The organism is Cyanobium sp. Tous-M-B4, assembly GCF_024345395.1.
Taxonomy (GTDB): Bacteria; Cyanobacteriota; Cyanobacteriia; order PCC-6307; family Cyanobiaceae; genus Cyanobium_A.
Map to the genome: position 1 here is coordinate 320,758 of NZ_JAGQBA010000002.1, position 19,007 is coordinate 339,764.

At 66.9% G+C, this 19,007-nt stretch carries 24 protein-coding genes; 1 reads left to right on the plus strand and 23 read right to left on the minus strand.

What is annotated here, in order from left to right:
* Window position 1 precedes the first annotated feature (1 nt).
* The 16 genes from KBY73_RS04915 to KBY73_RS04990 form a co-directional block, all read right to left on the minus strand.
* Window positions 2-1,033 carry an ABC transporter permease gene (locus KBY73_RS04915; RefSeq protein ID WP_254935969.1) on the minus strand — a complete coding sequence of 344 codons (1,032 nt, stop codon included), beginning with the start codon at window positions 1,031-1,033 and terminating at the stop codon, window positions 2-4.
* The gene (locus KBY73_RS04920) at window positions 1,030-2,469 is read right to left on the minus strand and encodes an ABC transporter substrate-binding protein (protein WP_396096694.1); all 1,440 of its coding nucleotides are present in this window, start codon (window positions 2,467-2,469) and stop codon (window positions 1,030-1,032) included. Before KBY73_RS04920 ends, KBY73_RS04915 begins: the two co-directional genes overlap by 4 nt.
* Window positions 2,470-2,677: 208 nt before the next feature.
* Complete coding sequence (locus KBY73_RS04925) at window positions 2,678-2,902, minus strand: hypothetical protein (RefSeq protein WP_254935971.1); 225 nt, start codon at window positions 2,900-2,902, stop codon at window positions 2,678-2,680.
* A gap of 260 nt (window positions 2,903-3,162) precedes the next feature.
* On the minus strand, window positions 3,163-4,476 hold the full coding sequence (locus tag KBY73_RS04930; protein WP_254935972.1) for a homoserine dehydrogenase: 1,314 nt from the start codon (window positions 4,474-4,476) through the stop codon (window positions 3,163-3,165).
* Between the two features lie 48 nt (window positions 4,477-4,524).
* The gene (locus KBY73_RS04935) at window positions 4,525-4,956 is read right to left on the minus strand and encodes a SufE family protein (protein WP_254935973.1); all 432 of its coding nucleotides are present in this window, start codon (window positions 4,954-4,956) and stop codon (window positions 4,525-4,527) included.
* Window positions 4,956-5,411, minus strand: coding sequence for a hypothetical protein (locus tag KBY73_RS04940; protein ID WP_254935974.1), 456 nt, complete (start codon window positions 5,409-5,411; stop codon window positions 4,956-4,958). Before KBY73_RS04940 ends, KBY73_RS04935 begins: the two co-directional genes overlap by 1 nt.
* A gap of 7 nt (window positions 5,412-5,418) precedes the next feature.
* Window positions 5,419-5,595, minus strand: coding sequence for a hypothetical protein (locus KBY73_RS04945; RefSeq protein WP_254935975.1), 177 nt, complete (start codon window positions 5,593-5,595; stop codon window positions 5,419-5,421).
* A 69-nt stretch (window positions 5,596-5,664) separates the two neighbouring features.
* A complete protein-coding gene (locus KBY73_RS04950) occupies window positions 5,665-6,249 on the minus strand; it encodes a 5-formyltetrahydrofolate cyclo-ligase (protein ID WP_254935976.1) in 585 nt (194 codons plus the stop codon).
* Entirely contained in the window at window positions 6,246-6,719 is a 474-nt protein-coding gene (gene ruvC, locus KBY73_RS04955; RefSeq protein WP_254935977.1) for a crossover junction endodeoxyribonuclease RuvC, read from the minus strand. Before ruvC ends, KBY73_RS04950 begins: the two co-directional genes overlap by 4 nt.
* Before the next feature lie 3 nt (window positions 6,720-6,722).
* Window positions 6,723-7,493, minus strand: a complete 771-nt coding sequence (locus KBY73_RS04960) for a phosphatase PAP2 family protein (protein WP_254935978.1) — start codon at window positions 7,491-7,493, stop codon at window positions 6,723-6,725.
* A 63-nt stretch (window positions 7,494-7,556) separates the two neighbouring features.
* Window positions 7,557-8,189, minus strand: a complete 633-nt coding sequence (locus KBY73_RS04965; RefSeq protein ID WP_254935979.1) for a hypothetical protein — start codon at window positions 8,187-8,189, stop codon at window positions 7,557-7,559.
* Between the two features lie 8 nt (window positions 8,190-8,197).
* Entirely contained in the window at window positions 8,198-9,286 is a 1,089-nt protein-coding gene (bchI, locus tag KBY73_RS04970; RefSeq protein WP_254935980.1) for a magnesium chelatase ATPase subunit I, read from the minus strand.
* Window positions 9,283-10,746, minus strand: a complete 1,464-nt coding sequence (locus tag KBY73_RS04975; protein WP_254935981.1) for a DUF3370 domain-containing protein — start codon at window positions 10,744-10,746, stop codon at window positions 9,283-9,285. Before KBY73_RS04975 ends, bchI begins: the two co-directional genes overlap by 4 nt.
* On the minus strand, window positions 10,743-11,723 hold the full coding sequence (locus KBY73_RS04980; RefSeq protein WP_254936220.1) for a serine hydrolase: 981 nt from the start codon (window positions 11,721-11,723) through the stop codon (window positions 10,743-10,745). Before KBY73_RS04980 ends, KBY73_RS04975 begins: the two co-directional genes overlap by 4 nt.
* Window positions 11,724-11,828: 105 nt before the next feature.
* Window positions 11,829-12,578 carry an RNA methyltransferase gene (locus tag KBY73_RS04985; protein ID WP_254935982.1) on the minus strand — a complete coding sequence of 250 codons (750 nt, stop codon included), beginning with the start codon at window positions 12,576-12,578 and terminating at the stop codon, window positions 11,829-11,831.
* Window positions 12,575-12,961, minus strand: coding sequence for a c-type cytochrome (locus KBY73_RS04990; protein WP_396096604.1), 387 nt, complete (start codon window positions 12,959-12,961; stop codon window positions 12,575-12,577). The genes KBY73_RS04985 and KBY73_RS04990 overlap by 4 nt, the downstream gene beginning before the upstream one ends.
* 75 nt (window positions 12,962-13,036) lie before the next feature.
* Between KBY73_RS04990 and petG the strand changes: the two genes are divergently transcribed.
* A complete protein-coding gene (gene petG, locus KBY73_RS04995; RefSeq protein WP_094559756.1) occupies window positions 13,037-13,147 on the plus strand; it encodes a cytochrome b6-f complex subunit V in 111 nt (36 codons plus the stop codon).
* Window positions 13,148-13,174: 27 nt separating this feature from the next.
* On the opposite strand, the gene rsmD is transcribed toward petG, so the two are convergent.
* The 7 genes from rsmD to KBY73_RS05030 all read right to left on the minus strand — a co-directional run bounded on the left by rsmD (window position 13,175) and on the right by KBY73_RS05030 (window position 18,989).
* Complete coding sequence (gene rsmD / locus KBY73_RS05000) at window positions 13,175-13,741, minus strand: 16S rRNA (guanine(966)-N(2))-methyltransferase RsmD (protein ID WP_254935983.1); 567 nt, start codon at window positions 13,739-13,741, stop codon at window positions 13,175-13,177.
* Window positions 13,738-14,361, minus strand: a complete 624-nt coding sequence (gene hisH / locus KBY73_RS05005; protein ID WP_254935984.1) for an imidazole glycerol phosphate synthase subunit HisH — start codon at window positions 14,359-14,361, stop codon at window positions 13,738-13,740. The genes rsmD and hisH overlap by 4 nt, the downstream gene beginning before the upstream one ends.
* A complete protein-coding gene (locus KBY73_RS05010) occupies window positions 14,358-15,392 on the minus strand; it encodes an LOG family protein (protein WP_254935985.1) in 1,035 nt (344 codons plus the stop codon). The genes hisH and KBY73_RS05010 overlap by 4 nt, the downstream gene beginning before the upstream one ends.
* A gap of 53 nt (window positions 15,393-15,445) precedes the next feature.
* Window positions 15,446-15,769 carry a thioredoxin gene (gene trxA, locus KBY73_RS05015; protein ID WP_106501486.1) on the minus strand — a complete coding sequence of 108 codons (324 nt, stop codon included), beginning with the start codon at window positions 15,767-15,769 and terminating at the stop codon, window positions 15,446-15,448.
* Between the two features lie 211 nt (window positions 15,770-15,980).
* Window positions 15,981-17,144, minus strand: a complete 1,164-nt coding sequence (locus tag KBY73_RS05020) for a GuaB3 family IMP dehydrogenase-related protein (protein WP_254935986.1) — start codon at window positions 17,142-17,144, stop codon at window positions 15,981-15,983.
* Window positions 17,145-17,209: 65 nt separating this feature from the next.
* The gene (locus KBY73_RS05025; RefSeq protein ID WP_254935987.1) at window positions 17,210-17,749 is read right to left on the minus strand and encodes a CAAD domain-containing protein; all 540 of its coding nucleotides are present in this window, start codon (window positions 17,747-17,749) and stop codon (window positions 17,210-17,212) included.
* 79 nt (window positions 17,750-17,828) lie between these two features.
* Complete coding sequence (locus tag KBY73_RS05030; protein ID WP_254935988.1) at window positions 17,829-18,989, minus strand: homocysteine biosynthesis protein; 1,161 nt, start codon at window positions 18,987-18,989, stop codon at window positions 17,829-17,831.
* Between the last annotated feature and the right edge of the window lie 18 nt (window positions 18,990-19,007).

Consider the following 19,007-nt stretch of genomic DNA (forward strand, 5'->3'; position numbering starts at 1 on the left):
CTCAGAACTTGATCCGCGGATCGAGCACGGCCACCAGCAGATCCACCAGCACCGTCACCAGCACCACCAGGCCGGCCACCACCACCACGATGCCCTGTACCAGTGGGTAGTCGCGCTGGCCGATCGCTTCCTGCAGCCGGAAGGCGATTCCTGGCCAGGAGTAGGTGACCTCGATCAGCAGTGCCCCGCCGATCAGCGACGCCACGGTGATGCCCGTGATCGTGAGCACCGGCAGCAGGGCATTGGGCAGGGCGTGGCGCAGCACCACCCGGGCCTCTCCCAGACCGCGGCTGCGGGCTGCTTCCACGTAATCGGAGCCGAGGGTGCGGCGCAGATTTAGCCGCAGCGAGTTGGCGAAGATGCCGCTGAGCAATAGGCCCAGGGTGGACGCTGGCAGCACCAGATGGCGCACGCTCCCTAGCAGCTGCTGCCATTCGCCCGTGGCCAGGCCACTGCGCAGGCTGTCGAGCAAGTAGAAGCCACTGCCTTGCGGCGGCAGCAAGGTGGGCGGGAAGCGCCCCCCCACCGGCAGCCAGCCCAGCCACACCGCAAACACCAGCTGCACCACCATCGCGGCCCAGAAGGGCGGTAGGGCATAGGTGCCGATGCCGTAGAGCCGGCCAGCTAGATCGAGCTTGCCTTCCGGGCGGGCAATGCCGGAAAAGCCCACCGCTAAACCGACAACGGCAGCCAGCAGCAGGGCCACCACCCCCAGCTCCAGGGAGGCCGGCAGGCTTTGGCGAATCACTTCCGTCACCGGTTCCTGGTTGGTGAGCGAGGCGCCCAGGTCGCCATGCAGCAATTTGCCCAGGAAGCCGCCGTATTGGTGCAGCAATGGTTGATCTAGGCCCAGCTGGGCCCGCAGCGCAGCGCGGGCGCTTTCGGGAGCGCGGGTGCCGAGCAGGGCGTCGATCGGATCCCCTGGCGCCAGCCGTAGCAGCAGAAAAACCAGGCTGGCGATCAGCCACAACATCAATGGCGCCAGCGCCAGCCGGGCGGCCAGGTAGCGCAGTAGGGCCCGGCGGCGGCTCATGGTTTGCTGCTCCCTTGGGAGGTCTGCTTACGGGTCAATTCCTGGAGCAAGAGGCGGCCGGAGCCATCGAAACGGGGCTGGCTGATGCTGGGCTGGGCCCAGGCCCGCGGTGCCACCAGCCACACCGGTAGGTAGGGGTTGGCGGCCGCCGTTTGGCGCTGGATGCGGCGCAACAGGGCGGCGCGGGCGGGGCCGGCTACAGAAGCACTGCGCTCCAGGTCTAGTTGCAGGCCGGGTTTGGCCCAGAAACTGCCACTGGCGGCGCTGGCCCCCTTGAGACAGCGCTCCCCTTGGGCTTCCTCACAGCCCAGCAAGGGCACCAGGTAGTTGTCGGCATCGGGAAAGTCGCCCATCCACTCCAGCAGGATTAGCGGGAAGGCCCCTTCCCCTAGCTGGCGGTAGGCGGTGGTGGCCTCCATGCCGGTCACCTCTAGCTCAACGCAATCGCCCAGATCTTGCTGCAGCTGGGCCTGCCAGGTGAGGGCAAACATCCGGTCGGCGGGGATGTTGGAGCGGAAGGTGAGCGGCAGGGCCAGGCGCTTGCCTTGGCAGTAACCGGCCTGGCGATAGAGCTGGCGGGCCTTGGCTGGGTTGTAGCTGGGCCAGGCCTGGGGGTCGGAGCCCTTGAGGCTGGGGGGCACCAGATCGCGCAAGGGCGGCCGCAGGCCCAGGGTGACCCGGCGGCTGATGGTGTGGCGATCGAGGCTGTAGGCCACCGCTTGGCGCAGCCGGGGATCGTTGAGGGGCGGCTGGTCGGTGAGCAGGGTGAGGTAGCCGATCTCCAGTGCCGGACCGCTGCCCTCCCGCAGGCTCCCAGCTGCAGCCTGGCGTTGCAAGGCGGCCTGCTGGTCGATTTCGAGGCTGGTCGAGAGCAGCACATCCACCTCGCCGCTCTGCAGGGCGCCGTAGAGAGCGGTGGAATTACTGAGCGACACCAGGTCGATGCCGCCATTGGCGGGTTTGGGCCCCCAATACCCCGCAAACGGCTCTAAGCGTTGCTGCTGACCTGTAAAGAAGCTGAGCCGGTAGGGCCCGGTGCCCACGAAGCGGTCGTTGAGGAAGCGATCGCGATGGTTTTTGTAGGCGCTGGGGGAGAGGGGCGTCAGGTTGACGGCGCTGAGCAGCTCGGCGAGGGGGCTGAAGGGGCGCTTGAGCGTCAGCTCGATTGTGTAGGGACCTACGGCCCGCGCTGCGCTTACCCGATCGCCCAGCAGGTAGCTGAGCTTGCCGATAGCTAGGAAGCGCTCCAGGCTGAACACCATGGCCGCGGCATTGAACGGCGTGCCGTCGTGGAAGCGCACGCCCTGGCGCAGCTGCACCTGGGCCTTGAGCCCGTCGGCGCTCAGCTGGGGCAGCGCCACTGCCAGGCGCGGCTCCAGCTGGCCAGCGGCATTGATCGCATAGAGCGGATCGCCGATCGCGCTCAACAGCTGCATGGCACCGAAGGTGTAGGCGCCGCCTGGATCAACCGTGTCGATGCGGTTTTTGCTGGCAACTACAAGCCGGTTGGCCGACGCCTCGTGCTTGGGCCGGCAGCCGGAGAGAGCCAGGCCAGCTGTCAGGACGCTGGTCAGCAGGGCTGCTGCCAGGGTTTGGGTCAGCCGCGGAGCGCGGGGCAAGGGGCGGCCGTCAAATCAACGCCATTCAAGACCGACGCGGCCAGGCAGGGCGCACCTGTTGCAGGGAAATTTCAAACACTTCCGATCCCTGGCGCGCCAGGGGCCAGCGGCGCAGCCAGCAGCGGTCGTGGTGGTCGTCGACGCCAATCACTTGGTAGAGCTGCTCATCGCTTTCAAGGTGCACGCAGGCGCCTTGGTGAAGGTTGACGGTGCTCGAGGCCTGGGCACTGGAGCAGGTGGGGCCGGTCATGGGGTTAGGGGCTAACTGATTGGTGCTTGCTGGGCAGATGCTGCGGGGGACAGGGGCTAAACACTGTTCGCCTCGCTACAAACATCGGCCTGGGTGTGGGGATCTCGACAGGGCTTGCCGCAGCACTGGCCCTTTCAGATCAGACCCCGCTGGGGTCTTAATAATTAATTTCGATTTATACCCCCACTGTGGCCTGCCACTGGTCCCATTGGCCAGTTGATGGCGATTTGGAGACCTGATGGAGTCAATCAGGCCCGCTGCTACAGGGTGCGCAGGCAGGCGGCCACGGCCTGAACATCTGACAGGGCCTCGATTGCGGCTAGGGCCTGGCGGAAGTTGGCTTCGCAAACCTCGTGGGTAATCACCACGATTTCGGCGGCGCCGGCGCTCTGGGTTTCGAACTGCACTATCGATTGAATCGACACCCCCGCTTCGCCAAAGCAGGTGCCGATCGCACCGATCACGCCAGCCCGGTCGCTGGTGCGCAGCCGCAAGTAGTTGCGGTGGCTGGTTACGGCACTCTCGACCAGCTGGCAGTCGCGCCAGCTGCCGGCGGCCAGCAGGGGATCGAGGGGCGCCTGAATGCCCCTACCGCCAGTGGCCTGGCGGATGCCGGCGATGTTGAGAATGTCGGCCACCACCGCCGATGCGGTGGGTCCTGCTCCAGCCCCGGGCCCGTAGAACATCACCTGGCCCACGGGGTCTCCCTCCACCAGGATCGCGTTGTTGACCCCGTTCACCCCGGCCAGCGGATGGGACTTGGGCAGCAGGGTGGGATGGACGCGCACATCGAGGAGCTGCTCGGCTTGCTCACTTGGCATGGCCTGGGCCACGGCCAAAAGCTTCACCACGTAGCCAAGCTGCTCGGCGTAGGCGATGTCGCGGGCATCGAGCTGGTCGATCCCTTCGGTTGGGATGGCTTCGCGGGGCACCGGACCGCCGTAGGCCAGGCCCGCCAAAATTGCGATCTTGTCGGCGGCATCTCCCCCCTGCACATCAGCGGCGGGGTCGGCTTCGGCGTAGCCCAGGCGCTGGGCGTCGGCCAGCACGTCGGCGTAGGCGGCGCCCTCTGCCGCCATGCGGCTGAGGATGTAGTTGGTGGTGCCGTTGATGATGCCGCTCACCCGCTGGATCCGGTTGGCTCCCAGGGACTGCTTCAGGGGCTCGATGATCGGGATGCCGCCACCTACGGCGGCTTCGATCAGCACGTACACCCCGCTGCGGGCAGCGGCGGCGGCGATCTCCTCGCCGTAGCGCGCAATTACGGCCTTGTTGGCGGTTACTACCGGTTTGCCGGCCGCAATCGCCCGCAGGATCAGGGAGCGGGCCGGCTCCAGGCCACCCATCACCTCCACCACGATGTCTACCGCCGGGTCGTCGATCACTGCTTCTGGGTCGGTGCAGAGCAGTTCGGCGGCCAGCTCCACCGTGCGCGGCCGGTTCAGGTCGCGAACGGCCACCCGCCGCAATTCGAGTTCGCCCACCAGCGGGTGGCGGCCGGCTGGGGTCGCCAGGATGGCTGCCACACCAGCCCCCACCGTGCCGAGCCCGAGCAAGCCGATGCCGATGGTCATGCGTTGGGGGGTAGCGGTGCGGCGATCCTATAAATCAATTGGCTTGGCCTAGGGGGTGGCCGACAAGGACTGGGCTTGGGCCTGCATCAGCCGCAGGATGTTAAGAAAGCCGTTGGCCCTTGAGGGGGTCAGGCTGGCCTGCAGGCCGGTGGCGGCGATGAAGGCCGGATCAATGGCGGTGGCCTGCTGCGGGGTCAGTCCCTCAAGCCCTTCGATCAGCAGGGCCAGCAGTCCCTTAGTGATGGCGGCGTCGGAGTCACCGCGCCAGTGCAGGGCACCATCGACTAACTCCGCCACCACAAAAACCTGCGAAACGCAGCCCTTCACCTTGAAGGCGTCATTGCGAAATTCCTCGGGCAGGGGCTCGAGCTTTTTGGCCAGCCAAAGCACGTATTCGTAGCGGCGGCGTGGATCGCTGGTGCTGGCGAGGCGCTCCACCATGCGGTCGAGGGCCGGACTGCCGCTGGGGGTAATGCTCATCAGCGCCGGCCGCGGCGGCGCCAGCTCAGGGCTCCTCCCAGGGCGCCGGCTGCGGCACTGAGGCCGAGCAGTGCCAGCCCTGTTTGGCCTCCTTGCCCTGGTCGGGAGCTGTTGAAGCGAGTTGAAAGGGCCGGTGCTGCCCCTGGCAGCTCGAGATAGTCGCGGTGGCCTGGTCCGCGGTCTACCTGCAGTTCCCAGGCTGAGGTTGCGTTGCTGGGCAGCTGGAAGCGGAGCTGGCCGCTGGCATCGGTGCGACCTACTTCGATTGGTTCACCATTGGGTGGCACCAGCCGTACCACCGCATCATCGGCGGGTTCCCCATTGCCGAAACGGCTGTCGAGCACCAGTTGATCGGTGAGGCTGCTCAGGCGCTCCAGGCTGCTTTCAATCGCGTGGCTATGGGCCGGGGCGGCGCTGGCAAACAGCAGCAGGGCCGGAATTACACGCAGATTCATGGCTGAATCAGGAAGCTTGCCAACGACTATCGCTACTTTTGCCGGCCTGAACCATCCGCACCATCGAACTCACCATCATCGAGAGGGCGTCGTGGCTCTGACCACGCTCCTGAAGTTCGGCAGCCAAGACCCTCTCTGGGACCGAGGCGTAGCTGCAGGGAGCAGTAAGAGCTTTGAGATCCAAGGCGTGGCCTGTTCTATGAGTTGATCTTGGCAAATAGCTGCTCGCAGCGCGTCCCGTGTAAAGGCATTGTCAAGAAGGGTGCCCGAGGCCGTTTTCATCGAGCCAGCCCTGCAGGGGCACATCCCAGGGGTCGCGCGGCAGCTGCTCAACCCGGCAGCCGCGGGGCAGCACCGCCAGCGCCGGCACTTGGGCCCAGGCGGGGTCGGCCCGCAGCCGGTCGTACCAGCCGCCGCCATAGCCCAGGCGGATGCCGGCCGCATCGCAGGACAGGGAAGGAATCAACAGCAGGCCCAGCTGCTCCGCGGCCAGCGCGCCGTCGCCATGCGCTGCGGATCGGGCCGCTGGTGCGGGGATGCCGCAGCCATCGGGCTCCAGGTCGTCGCCGCTCCGCCAGGGGCGGTACACCAGCCGGGCCGCCGGATCGCTTGGGGCGGCGGTGATGGCCGGCAGGGCCAGCTGGTTGGGCAGTAGGGCCTGCAGCGAGCGCAGGTCGACTTCGCCGGGCAGGGGCCAGTAGAGGCCCAGGTGGCGCCCGGGGGGCACCAGAGCTAGACAGTGCCGCCGGGCCTGGGCCTCGATGGCGGGCTGGGCCTCTGGCAGTAGGGCCAGGCGCCGGGCCCGGAATTGCTGGCGCAGGCTGGCTTTGGCGCTCACCGCTGGAACCAGCCGGTGAGGGCGGCGGCTAGGGCATCGGCGGCGTCGTCGGGGCGGGGCGGGGTGTCGAGGTTGAGCTCGCGCATTACCGCTTCGAGCACGTCGTCCTTCTGGGCGTGGCCATGGCCGGTGAGGGCCAGCTTGATCTGCATCGGTGGAAACTCCACCACCGGCACCTTGAGCCGCGCCAGGGTCATCATCAGCACGCCGCGGGCCTGTACCACCGAGATCGTGGTGCTGGAGCGGTAGAAGAAAAACTTTTCCACCACTGCCAGCTGGGGCTGCCAGGTGCGGATCAGCACCCGCAGGTCGCGGGCGATCTCCACCATCCGCTCCCCATCGCTGCGTCCAGGATCGGTGCGGATGATGCCGCAGTCGAGTAGGTGCTGGGCGCCGCCGCGGTGCTCCTCCACCTCAATCATCCCGTAGCCGACGCGGGCCAGGCCGGGATCGATGCCGAGGATCCTCATGGTTCAGCGCAGCATCGGCGGCAGGGCCTTGGCTGGAACTGCCCGCAGCAATTCGAGCTCCGCCCGTAGCGCCGGATCCTGCCGGAAGGCTCGCCACTGGGGACTGGCGATGATCTGCAGGGCGGCGTCAGCACCGAGGCGCTGGCCTGCCTCCACATCGGATGGGTAATGCACGCCGCAGAGCACCCGGTTGGCTCCACCCTGGCGGCCTACGTGATGGAGGCGCTCGCGACGCTCGGGAAGTAGATCGGCGAGCAGCTCGGCTGTGCTGCGGAACCACACGGCGTGTCCAGAGGGAAAGGAGCCGGTGTCTTCCCGTGGCAGACAGGGCTCCAGCCCAGGGTGGGCGATGTAGGGACGGATGCGGCCCTGTTGTTGCTTGATCCTTCGATAGGCGCTGTTCACCGGCGCCATGAACGCGTGTAGGCCGGCGCTGAGCATTGGCGTGGCCTTGCCGAGCTCAGTGCCCACAGCGCTGCTGAAGACATTGAGGTCGCGATCTAGTAGCAGCCAGGTGGTGGCCACGATCTCCGGGCTTCGGAAGCGCTGCAGCCACTCCAAGATCGCCAGATCAGCGGCTTCCGTGGCACTCCCGGGCGCTGGAGGGAGGCCAGCGATTGCGGCCAGTCGGCGCTGGTCGAGTTGGAGCTCCGCTGCTGCCGGTTCGGCTTGGGCGGCCAGGCATGTTTGCTGCAGGGCTAGGGCGGCCAGCAGACCAGCTACCCACTGAGACCGCCGCAGGGTGGTGGAACGGTGTGTTACACAGGTGGCCATGGCGGTGAACGTTGCAAACAATTGGGGGGAGGCAATATTTGAGGACTTCAGGGCCGGCGATGGTCAGCTCCGCGGTTGCTGACGAGGCTCCAGGCGTGGTTCACAGCGCTGCTGGCCATCGAGCAGCTGGGCCTGGCTGTAGATCCGCACCTCGGGCTGCTTTAGGGACGGCCGGTAGCGGAGCACAACCAGCTGGTCGAAGTCGTCGTCGGCGATCGGTGCCATCGCTGGCCAGCCCAGGCCTGCGGCGAGCTGCGGCAGGCGACGGTGTTCCCAGAACAGCACCACCCTGCCGCCGGCAACGCTCGGATCGGTGAGAATTTGGCGTCCTGACTGGAAAGAATCCTCGCGGGAGGCGAGGTCGATGGCGATGTCTACGCCGGTAGCAACCGCTAGAGGCACGGCCGTCTGGTAACTGCGGGCGTTCTTACTGGAAATGGGATCGAGATAGAAGCTGCGGATCTGGCTGGGGCGCCCAAAACAGTGCGGCAGCAGCGAGGCCAGCGCAATAGCGCGCTCGAATCCCTGCGCCGACAGGTTGTAATTGGACCCCCCAGGACCTTTGTGGCCATGCCGCATCAGCACCACCAGCTCAGGCGTGGCCCGAGCGGAGGGGGCCAGTGGCATCAGGCCGATACAGGCGGTGAAAAGCATCACCCGGCCGATGCAGTCAGCAGATGAGGCTCGGGAGGCCATGGGGTGGTTCACCCCACCAATGCCAGCTCGAAGGCGCTGCGATCGCTGCTGTCGGAGCGCTCGAACACCTTGCAGAACACCTTCACCACCCGGTCGCCGGAGTCGATCGTTTCCAGAGGGTCTTTGCGCAGGCGATGGCGCAGGCAGCAGGCCACGACGCGAGCCACGTCTTCTTCGCCCACCTCGGTGCGACCCTCGAAGGCGGCCAGGGCCCGGGCGGCCCGGTTGGTGACGATGTCGCCGCGCAGGCCATCCACATCCAGCTCGCCGCACACCGCCGAGATGCGAATGCGTAGGTCGGCATCGATCGCCACTTGATTCAGAAGCTTCTGCGCCGCAATCACCCGGTCCTGCAGGGCGTCCTGGGTTGTTTGCACAGCGTTGTTGAAGCCGTCTGGATCGCTGTCGAAGGCGGTGCGCTGATCCACCACCTGCACCCGCAGCTCTGGATCGCGCACTGTGCGCACCTCCACGCTCATGCCGAAGCGATCGAGCAGCTGGGGCCGCAGCTCCCCCTCCTCGGGGTTGCCGGAGCCGATCAGCACGAAGCGGGCCGGGTGGCGCACACTCACGCCTTCGCGCTCGACCGTGTTCCAGCCGGAGGCGGCTGAATCCAGCAGCACGTCCACCAGGTGGTCGTCGAGCAGGTTCACCTCATCCACGTAGAGCAGGCCGCGGTTGGCCTTGGCCAGCAGGCCGGGCTCAAAGGCCCGCACGCCTTCACTCAAGGCCTTTTCGATGTCGATCGTGCCGCAGAGGCGATCTTCCGTGGCGCCTAGGGGTAGGTCGACCATGGGCACCTGGCGGGGCTCCACCGGCAGCTCCTCACCCTGCTCGGCGCGGGCGCGCACCTCGGTGCTCTGCAGGTCTGGGTCGCTGGGGGAGCTGTTGTAAGGGTCGCCGGCCACCACATCGATTTCGGGCAGCAGGTCGGCCAGGGCCCGGATCGTGGTCGATTTGCCTGTGCCCCGGTCGCCCATGATCATCACGCCGCCAATGCGCGGATCGATCACGTTGAGCAGCAGGGCCAGTTTCATCTCCTCCTGCCCGACGATCGCGGTGAAGGGGAAGACCCTGCGCTTGCGAACTGGCGTCACGGCTGGCTGGCTGGAGTTGATTCGGATTGTTTCACAGCTGGGTTCATAGCTGGATCTGGAAGCGGCAACAGGCTGAGCACCTGGGGCGGGGTCGCATCGGCCGGATAGATCAGCCGCACCTGCAGCTGGCGGTTGGCCCCTGGCGCCAGGCTGATGGTGCCGAAGGCGGGGCTGGGTTCACCAGCACGCTGCACCAAATGGAAGCTGCGCCGGCCAAGGGGCCTGCTGCCCGGGCTGGCGCCATCGAGGCCCGTCACCTCCACCGTTCCGCGGAACATCACTGGCCGGCTGCCACTATTAATGCCGTCAATGCTTTTGAAGCGCAGGCCACCAATGGCGGCATCGCCCTTGAGCGGCGATTCCAGGGCCAGCTGCAGCGTCACCGGCTTGGTCGTGTCGTTGCGCAGGGGGATGCTGAGGTCGTATTCGACGCCGTAGTTGCCGTGGGCGGCCCAGGCGGTGCCCGGGTAGAAAGCCTGCAGCTCGGCGGTCTGCACCTGGCCGCTGCCGAGAGTGCCCCGCTCCAGGCTGCTGATCGGCCAGGAGATCGGCGCCCGGCTCACGCTCAGCCAGTTTTTACCGGGATCGCTGAGGCGGCTGCGCCAGGTGCTGCCCACCTGCACCCCACTCACCCGCGAATACACCATCCCCCCCTTGCTGCCCCGGGGGGTGGGGCTGTGCTCCCGGGGGCTGAGATCCCCCTCCAGCAGGGCGGCCCAGGCACCGGCCGGCGGTGGCGCGTTGCCGCTGCCAAAAGCGGCCAGGGTGGCCAGGCTCACGGGGGCCGAGCTCTCCAGCCGCAGCTGCAGGTTGCGGCCGTTGAGCAGGGGATCAAGGCCCCGCACCGGCAGGGGCAGCACCAGCAGGGTGGTGGTGGCCCCTGGGGGCAGGATCCAGCTGGCGGGCAGCTCGGTGCTGCGCTGGCGGGCCAGCAATTCGGTGGCCACCCGGCTGCCGGGGCCAGCCCACACCGGCGTAGTGCCCTGAACCATCAGGTCTGGCAGGGGCAGGAAGGGGGCGCCGGCCTGGCCGGGATCCACGGCCTGGGAAAGGGCTGTGGAGCCAGCCAGCAGCTTCAGGGTCACGGGGCCGGGGCCGCGGGGAGCGGCCAGCACCGCCAGCCACAGGGTGGAGTCGAGGCTCTCCGGCTTGCCCGCATACACGTGATGGCTGAACAGGTCGAAGCGGCCGTTCAAGGCCACATCGAGGTGGGCTGCAGGCACGCCGCGGCCGGCGCCGGGGAAAGTGGAGAGCAGGATCCCGGGCTCGCGAATCAGCTCGGGATTGTTGTCGTTTACCAGCAGCAGCCGGTCCAGTCCGCCGCTCAAGGGCGCCACGGTCTGGGGGCGTAGCAGCGGGGCCGCTGGGTTGGCTTTGGTCTGGCTCAGGGCGGGGGCAGCCAGGCTGCTTAGCAGCAGCAGGGGCAGCCAGCTGGCCTGGAGCAGGCGAGCGCGGTTCATTTGCGACCTACCAGGGTTTTTGATACTTCAGCTGCCATGGCGCGGATCAGATCGGTGGAGCGGGGGTCGTTGAACGGACCTTTCACCATGAAGGCCGCCACGGCGCGCTGGCCGTTGGGGAGCTGGATCAGGGCCGCATCGGCGTAGGCAATGCCGATATCACCGGTTTTGTTGTAGACGGTGATGCCGAAACTGAGCAGCTCGCTGTCGGGGTCGGCGGCATCTTTACCGAGCCCCTGGAGTAAGCCCAGGGGAATCAGGGTGTTGGTGCGGGAGCTGCCCATGATTTCCCTAAACAGGTCCCGTGCCCGGGGACTAAGACTTTCGCCGATATCCACCATGGCGATCGACTTGGCCAGGTCGCGGCTGCTGGTGGTGTTGGTGCCGTCGAGATCGGGCAGCCAGTTGTTGACTGCCGTCGCAGGCAGGCCCATGGCGGTGAAACGCTCATTGAGGGTCGTTTTGCCGCCTAGACGCTTGATCAGCAGGTTGGTGGCGCTGTTGTCGCTCACCCGGATCATCTCGGTGGCTGCTTCAAAAAACGGGAAGCGGGTGCCCACCGGTTTGTTGGCCATCCAGCCGGCTCCGCCGCCCACCACCTCTTTGGTGAGGGACAGGGGCTCGTTCCAGCGCAACTTGCCGTTATCGAGGTCTTCCAGGCCTGCCAGCAGAATCGGCGTTTTGATTGAGCTGGCGGCCGGCAGGGGTAGGTCGGGTTGCAGCTGGGCAAAGCGGCCGTCGTCGAGCACCAGCAGGAAGGCGCTGGCGGTGAGGTCTTTCTGGGCCGCTGCCAGCTCACCCCAGCGCTTGCTCACGGCTGCCAGCTCCGTGCGGGCTTCGAACTGGCCTGGATCGAGGCCCTTGGTGTTGCTGGCTGCGCTGAGGTCGAGGCTGGGGGCCTTGATGGCGCCTTGGGCCAGGCGGGGGGCCAGCAGCTTGAGACTGGTGCCGGTGACTACGCCTAGACCAATTCCCATCACCACCAGGCGCAACACCAACCGAAAGGGGCCTCCCCAGCGGTTCTTGGGGCTACGGGGCTGACGGCCAGCGGTCACGGGCCACTCCAACGAAGTGACCTGAAGTTAAGGGGTCTGACCAGGGTTGCTCTCGCGCTCACTGGCCCAGCGCAGCTGGCGCACCATGCCGCGCACCAGTGCTACCTCTTCGGTGGAGATTTGGGCCCGCTGCAGCAGCCCCCGCAGCTTGGCCATGCGGGCGTGGGCAGTGTGGGGATGGAGGAAGCCCACGTCGAGCAGCAGGGCCTCGGCATCGCCGAGCATCGCTTCGAGGCCCTGGCGGTCGCTTGGCTCCGGCAGGGCGCCAACCTCAGGGCCGCTGCCCAGGCTGCTTTCTAAGCAATGCCAGCTATGCAGCACCAGGGCTGCAGCGTGGGAGAGGTTGAGGGAGGCGTAGGCGTCGCCGCTGCCCAGGGTGAGCAGCTGGCCAGCCTGGAGCAGCTCGTCGTTGCTGAGGCCCCGATCCTCCCTGCCGAACACCAGGGCGCAGGGGCCACTGGCCTGGGCCAGCCAGCGCAGGGCCGGCTCCGGTGCTTGCAGGGGTAGGGGTTCGCCGGCCCGCCGGCCGCTGGTGGCCACCACCCGGCAGCAGTCGGCCAGGGCGGCGCTGAGACTGGGGAACAGGCGGGCCTGCTCCAGTAGCCAGCCGCCGTGCACGGCCATGCGCCGGGCCTCCTCGCCGAGGTGGTCGCAGCGGGGCGCCACCAGGCGCAGCTCACCTACGTCGAAGTTGGCACAGAGGCGAGCGACGCTGCCGACGTTGAGCGGCCCGGAGGGTTCCACCAGCACCACGGCCAGCTGGGCGGCGCTGCTCACACAAGACCGTTCAAGTAGGCCAGCAGATCGGCCATGGCCTGGGGTTCCGGTTGGAAGCGGGGCATCGGTGGCGTGCGGCCACTCACCACCTGCTGGATCAGCTGGCGGGAGCTCTTGCGGGCGGCGACGCCATGCAGATTGGGGCCCACCAGCCCTTGGGCGGCGATGCCGTGGCAGCCGGCGCAATTGAGCCGAAACAGCCGGCCGCCTTTTTCACTGGAGCCGGTGAGCTCAAGGGTCTGACGGCTGTAGGGATCGGCCTGGGCTGCAGGCAGCACAAGCAACACCGCCACGATGCAGGCCGCGGCCGCCATGCCCACCAGGGCAGCGATAAGGCCGCGGCGCCTATTAGCGGCATCTGGGTTTAGGGGTTGGCCGGTCACAGTTGGTGCAGGGCGCTCGCGGTGTGGGGGATGGGCGTGGAACAATTGTGCCCTGAACGCTTTGTCAGTGCTCCCATGATCGAACCCCTGCTCTGCGGCATCGTGCTCGGTCTGATCCCCGTGACCCTGGCTGGTTTGTTTGTAGCCGCCTGGAACCAGTATCGCCGTGGCACCCTGCTCGACTGAACTTCAGTCGGCGCCTCAGTTGACTCGTTAGTTGACTTGGTCCAGCAGCAGCAAGCTGGTGCTGCCGTAACGACGTTGATCGCGCTTGCTCCATCCGGCTGGAAGCGCTGGCAGCTCTGAGCTAGCGCATTCCCAGATCAAGGTGCCGCCTGGCTTGAGCCAGCCCCCTGCCAGCACACCATTTGCTATCTGGGCATAAAGGTTTGCGGCGTAGGGGGGGTCGGCATAGATCAAATCAAAGGCTGCCTGTTGATTTGGCTCCGCCAGCCAACGCCCCACCTCGCGGCAGTGCACCGCCCAGGCGCTCGCTTGGCGGCTGGCTTCCCCCAGCCCCTGATGCACCACCTCGAGATTGGTGCGGGCCACGGCGGCGATGCGGCGGTCCTGCTCGATCGCCACAACTCGGCTAGCACCCCGATGCAGGGCTTCGCAGGCCATAGCGCCGCTGCCGCTGCATAGATCCAGCCAGGCGCAGCCGGGCAGCTCGGCTGCCAGCAGGTTCATTGTCGCCAGCCGCACCCGGGAGCTGGTGGGGCGGGCGATGCTGCCCGGTGGACTCTGCAGCCGCCGGCCCCCGCTAAGCCGCAGGCTCATAAGACATCGAGCCAGGCCAGCCAGCGGCGCAGGATCGCCTCGCCGTGGGGGCCTGATTTTTCCGGGTGAAACTGGCAGGCGCCAATGGCGCCCTGCCAGACCGCGGCGGTGACGGTGGTGTCGGCGAAGCGCACCAGGGCGGTGTTGCAGGCCGGATCACTGGGTTCGGCGGCGTAGGAGTGCACGAAGTACACCCAGCTCTCCGGGCTGGCGGCCGGCAGCAGGGGACTGGGGTTTGCTGGCAGCAGGGGCTCCCAGCCCATGTGCGGAATCGGGTGGCCAGGTCGGCGGGGCAGGGCCCGTACCCGCCCCTGGAACAGGCCCAGGCCGGCGGCTTCGCCCTCATCGCTGGCCTCAAACAGCAGCTGCAGCCCCAGGCAAATGCCCAGCAGGGGCCGGCCGGCGGCGCACCAGGTCGTGATCGCCTCGGCTAGACCACCCTGGCGCAGGCGCTCCATCGCCGGATCAAAGGCTCCCACCCCTGGCAGCACCAGGGCCTTGCAGCCCTCCATTTCGGCGCCGCTATGGACGGTCTGCACCGTTGCTCCGAGCCGTTCGAAAGCCCGCTGCACTGAGTGCAGATTGCCCATGCCGTAATCGATCAAGCCGAGGCGACTCATGGGGCTGAAGAACTGGGTTGGCGGCGACCGGGCTCCGTCAGCAGCTGCTCTGGCGGTACCTCCAGCCAGTTGAGGGTGTCGAGCAGCTGGTAGAGCCGGCCGATGCGGCGGCGATTGAAGTGGAAATTCAGGCAGGGGCGCAGCAGGCCGGCATCGTCCACGGTCTCGCTCGCCTGGATAACGCCCTCATCCACCAGATCATCGAACTGCAGGTTGAGGGCAGCTAGCTGAACTGGCTGCAGGGCGCAGTTGAGCAGCAGCTCGATGCGGTTTTCGCCCAGCCTGGCGGAGTGAAAAAGGTGATAGAAGCGGCTGATGTGGGCCACTGCCTCCTCGGCACTGTGGGCCTCCATCAAGATGTCGCCGTCTTCGGGGGAGATCAGGCCGCTGGCGGCCAAACCCTGGTTGACGTCCCGCTGCCAGCCGCTCCAGAAGGGGTTGCCGGGTGGGGCAAGCAGCACCAGGGGAATCGGCGGGGTGCGGCCGGTTTGGATCAAGGTGAGCGATTCGAACAGCTCGTCGAGGGTGCCGAAGCCGCCTGGCATCACCACCAGGGCATCGCTCTCGCGCAAAAAGAAAAGCTTGCGGGTAAAGAAATAGCGGAAGTGGAGCAGCCGGCCATCGCAGCTGCTCACAAAGCGGTTGGCGTGCTGCTCAAACGGCAGGTCAACGTTGAGGCCGATGCTGGCCTCGCAGCCGGCACCGCTGTTGGCGGCCTCCATGATGCCGCCGCCAGCACCCGTCATTACATCAAATCCAGCGGCCACCGCGTAGCGGGCCAGCTCTTCGGCCAACGCGTAGCTGGGGTCGCTTTGCACCGTGCGAGCTGAACCGAAGACGGTGATCTTGCGGGTATGGCGGCGGGGGCGAAAGACCTCAAGGGCCTCACTGATGTCGGCTAGGGCGCCACTGATCAGCCGCCATTCATCGCGGCCACGCTCATGGCGACCCACCTGCAGCAGGGAAACAAGGGATCGCTCGATCAGATGCCGCTGGGGGTGGTCTTCGAGCTCATGGGCCAGAACCTGCAAAGGGCTCTGGCCGAAATGGGATGGGTCGCTCAGAACTAGATGCTCAACTGCGCTCAGAGGTACTTAGAAATCGTGGACGACAGGGTGGTTTTAGGCACGGCACCAACCACGGTGTCGACCTTCTGGCCCCCCTTGAAGATCATCAGGGTGGGGATGCTACGGATGCCGTACTGACTGGCGACGTTGGGATTCTCGTCGGTGTTTAGCTTGAACACCTTGATCTTGCCTTCGAATTCGGTGGCAATTTCGTCGACGATTGGCGCCACCATGCGGCAAGGGCCGCACCAGGGGGCCCAAAAATCGATCAGCACGGGCAAATCACTTTTGAGCACGTCTTGCTCAAAGGAGGCATCAGTGACAGCGGCAGCGCTGGACATCCTTGCAGGATCAGGGTTTGGCGAATCTAGCAAGGTTGTTTAAGGCCTACCCACGACCGTTGCAGGTCGTGATCCGGTGAGCCTGGGCAGCGGGAAGACAAAAGGCCCGGACGCGCCGGGCTGGAGGGTGTGAGGAGTGTGAGAGCCGAAGCTCGCACCTGTTGAGGCTAACGCTGCCGTCTGCCCTGGCTGTAGAAACGCCCGCCCAGGCCTATTTGCCCATGCCGAGCTGCTGGGCTTTTTGGTAAACCTTGCCCTCGGTGAGCAGGGATGGGGCAACCACCACTTCCACTTTCTGCATGTCTTTGATGGTGCGGGCGCCGAGGGTGCCCATCGAGGTGCGAATACAGCCCAGCAGGTTCTGGGTGCCGTCATCGAGACCGGCCGGACCCCGCAGGATCTTTTCCAGGCTGCCGGTGGTGCCAACTTTGATGCGGGTGCCGCGGGGCAGCACCGGGCTAGGGGTGGCCATACCCCAGTGGAAGCCCCGGCCGGGGGCCTCGCTGGCGCGGGCAATGGGGGAGCCGATCATCACGGCGTCGGCACCGCAGGCCAGGCACTTGCAGATGTCACCGCCGTTGACGATGCCGCCATCGGCCACGATCGGCACATAGCGGCCGCTCTCGGCGAAATATTCGTCGCGGGCGGCGGCACAGTCGGAAACAGAGGTGGCTTGGGGAATGCCAATACCCAGCACGCCGCGGCTGGTGCAGGCAGCACCGGGGCCGATGCCCACCATCACGCCGGCGGCGCCGGCCCGCATCAACTTCAGTGCCACCTCATAGGTGACGCAATTGCCAATGATCACGGGCACCCCGAAGGTGCGGCAAAGGTGCTCGAGATCGAGGCTCTCCTGGCCCTCAGGGCCGATGTGCTCGGTGCTGACAACCGTTGCCTGCACAAAGAAGAGGTCGGCGCCGGCTTCGGCGATGGCCTTGCCGAATCGCAGGGCGGCCACTGGAGTGGCGCTCACCGCCGCGATGCCGCCCTGCTGCTTGATCTCGGCAATCCGCTGACGGATCAGGTCTTCCCGCACCGGCTGGCTATAGAGCTCCTGCATCAGGGGCACGAAGTCCTCCTTGCCCACCGCTGCGATGCGGTCGAGGATGGGATTGGGGTCGTCGTAGCGGCACTGGACGCCCTCCAGGTTCAAAACGCCTAGGGCTCCTTGTTTGCTCAGTTCCACCGCCATGGCCACATCGACCACCCCGTCCATGGCACTGGCGATGATCGGAATCTCGCGGCTGATGCCGCCAAGGCTCCAACTGCTATCGGTGATAGCTGGATCAACCGTGCGGCCACCGGGCACCAGGGCGATCTCGTCGATGCCATAGGCACGACGCACAGTGCGGAAGCGACCGAGCTGAATGTCCACCTGGAGTCAACTAATTCGGGCCAAGCTATCAACCAGCCGCCCGCAGGCCACGGGGCAAGGCGGGATCAGTCCTTGCCGCGGAAGGCTTTCCAGCTTTGCTGCAGACCGCCCAGCAGCCGTTCGCGCTCGCTGCTGCGCAGCAGTTTGGGAATGCCATAGCGCACCGCCCACACCACCCCAACCAGCTCGAGCAGGCCGGGCACCAGGGGCAGGCTGTCGAGGGCGCCCAGCACGGCGCTGTAAACCCGTAGCACCAGCAGCAGGCCCACTAGGCCAGCCAGGATGGTCACCGGTTTGCGGGCCTGGGCCCACAGGTTGTTGAGCTCGTTTTGATCGAGCCACTGGCGCAGCTTGCCCAGCAGCAGTTCCCACTCACCACCTTCGCCGTTTTGGGGCTCGGCTTCAATCACCAGGGTGGCGGCGATGCTGGGCTCGGGGGGCGCCGCCTGTGGAGTGGGCTGTTCAACGATCTCTTCAAAGGGCTGTGGAGTGGGCTGTTCAACCGCCTGTGGAGCGGTTTGTTCAGTTGACTGTTGAACAGCCTCAACCTCTTGGCTGGGGCTGGCGGGATCGGTGTCGGGGTTGATGGTGGTGTCGTCGGCCATGGCGAGCGGAGCGGCGGGCGGCGCGGCGGGGATATGAATGTGGCGGGAGCTTAGGTGCGGTTGGCTGGGACACCAAGCCCTAGGCCTCAATCGGCAGCAAGCTGGGGCGGCTGCTCAGCGGCACGACAGGTAGGCGCAGGGGGAAGCTGCCTTCGATAAGGGCTTTTATCAGGGCCTCGCTGGCGGCGGCGGCCAGGCGCGGGCTGTGGGAGGGCGCACAGGCCACCGAGCGGCCTGCCACCTGGATCGTGCCGCTGAGCAGTTCGGCGTAGCTCACCGACCCCAGGCTGGGTTTGATGCGCCGCGGCACCGACAGGTCGAGCACGGGCGCCTCGAGCTCTTGGGGGCCAGCGGCGGCCTGGCGCGCTACCTCGGCATTGATCAGGGGCACCGGCGCCGCAATCGCAATCAGTAGGGCGCTGCCATGGCCCTCAAAAAAACAAGGCCGCACCCACTCGGGCCGCAGGCCGTGCAAATCCACGCTCACGGCGGCGGCTGCGCCGGGGGTGCGGGCATGGCCGCTGGCCTGGCGCCGGCAACCGGGCTGGTGGCCGCTGCCAGCGCCGATCACCCAGCCGATGGCGCCGCCTACCAGCACCGGTGAGCCAGGCCCCAGCAGCGACAACCCCGGCATGGTGAGGCCGATGCTGCCGGCGCCGCCGCAGGAATAGAGGGCGTTGGCGGCTGGACCCAGCAGGGTGCCGTAGGGGCTGGGGCAGGGCCCCTGCGCCTGGCTGAGGGCCACTACGCCGTTTTCAGTGATGGCCCGCTGCAGCAGCAGCCGGCCAGCGCCGATCTGTTCCAGCCCCAGCTCCGTGTGCAGCTCTCGGCGCGGGTGCAGGGCGGTGGCCTCGCCGCTGGCGTTGAAGGGCAGCGACTGGCCCTGCAGCAGGGCGCCGAGCAGCTGGGCGCCGCCCATCGCATCGCCTAGGCCGCCGCCGATCGGCAGCACCAGCTCGCCGCTGCCGCAGCCCGCTAACCCCGCCACTCCGGCCAGCTGGACGTCGCGCAGGCGGATGGGTGGATCCGTGGGGCCGAGGCTTAGGAGCAGGCTGGCCTGGTCGCTGAAACCCGCATCGGCTGCCACCACCACATCAGTGCTGGCGTAGGCCTCGGCCAGCCCGGCTTGCTGCACCAGGCTGCGAAAATCAGCGGCGGCGCGCACCTGCAGCTGGCCCCGTTGCTGCTTGAGCCTTAGCTCCGCCTCCTGGCGTGGCGGGAATGGATCGGATTTGGGCATTCCCCCTGGGCTTTAGAT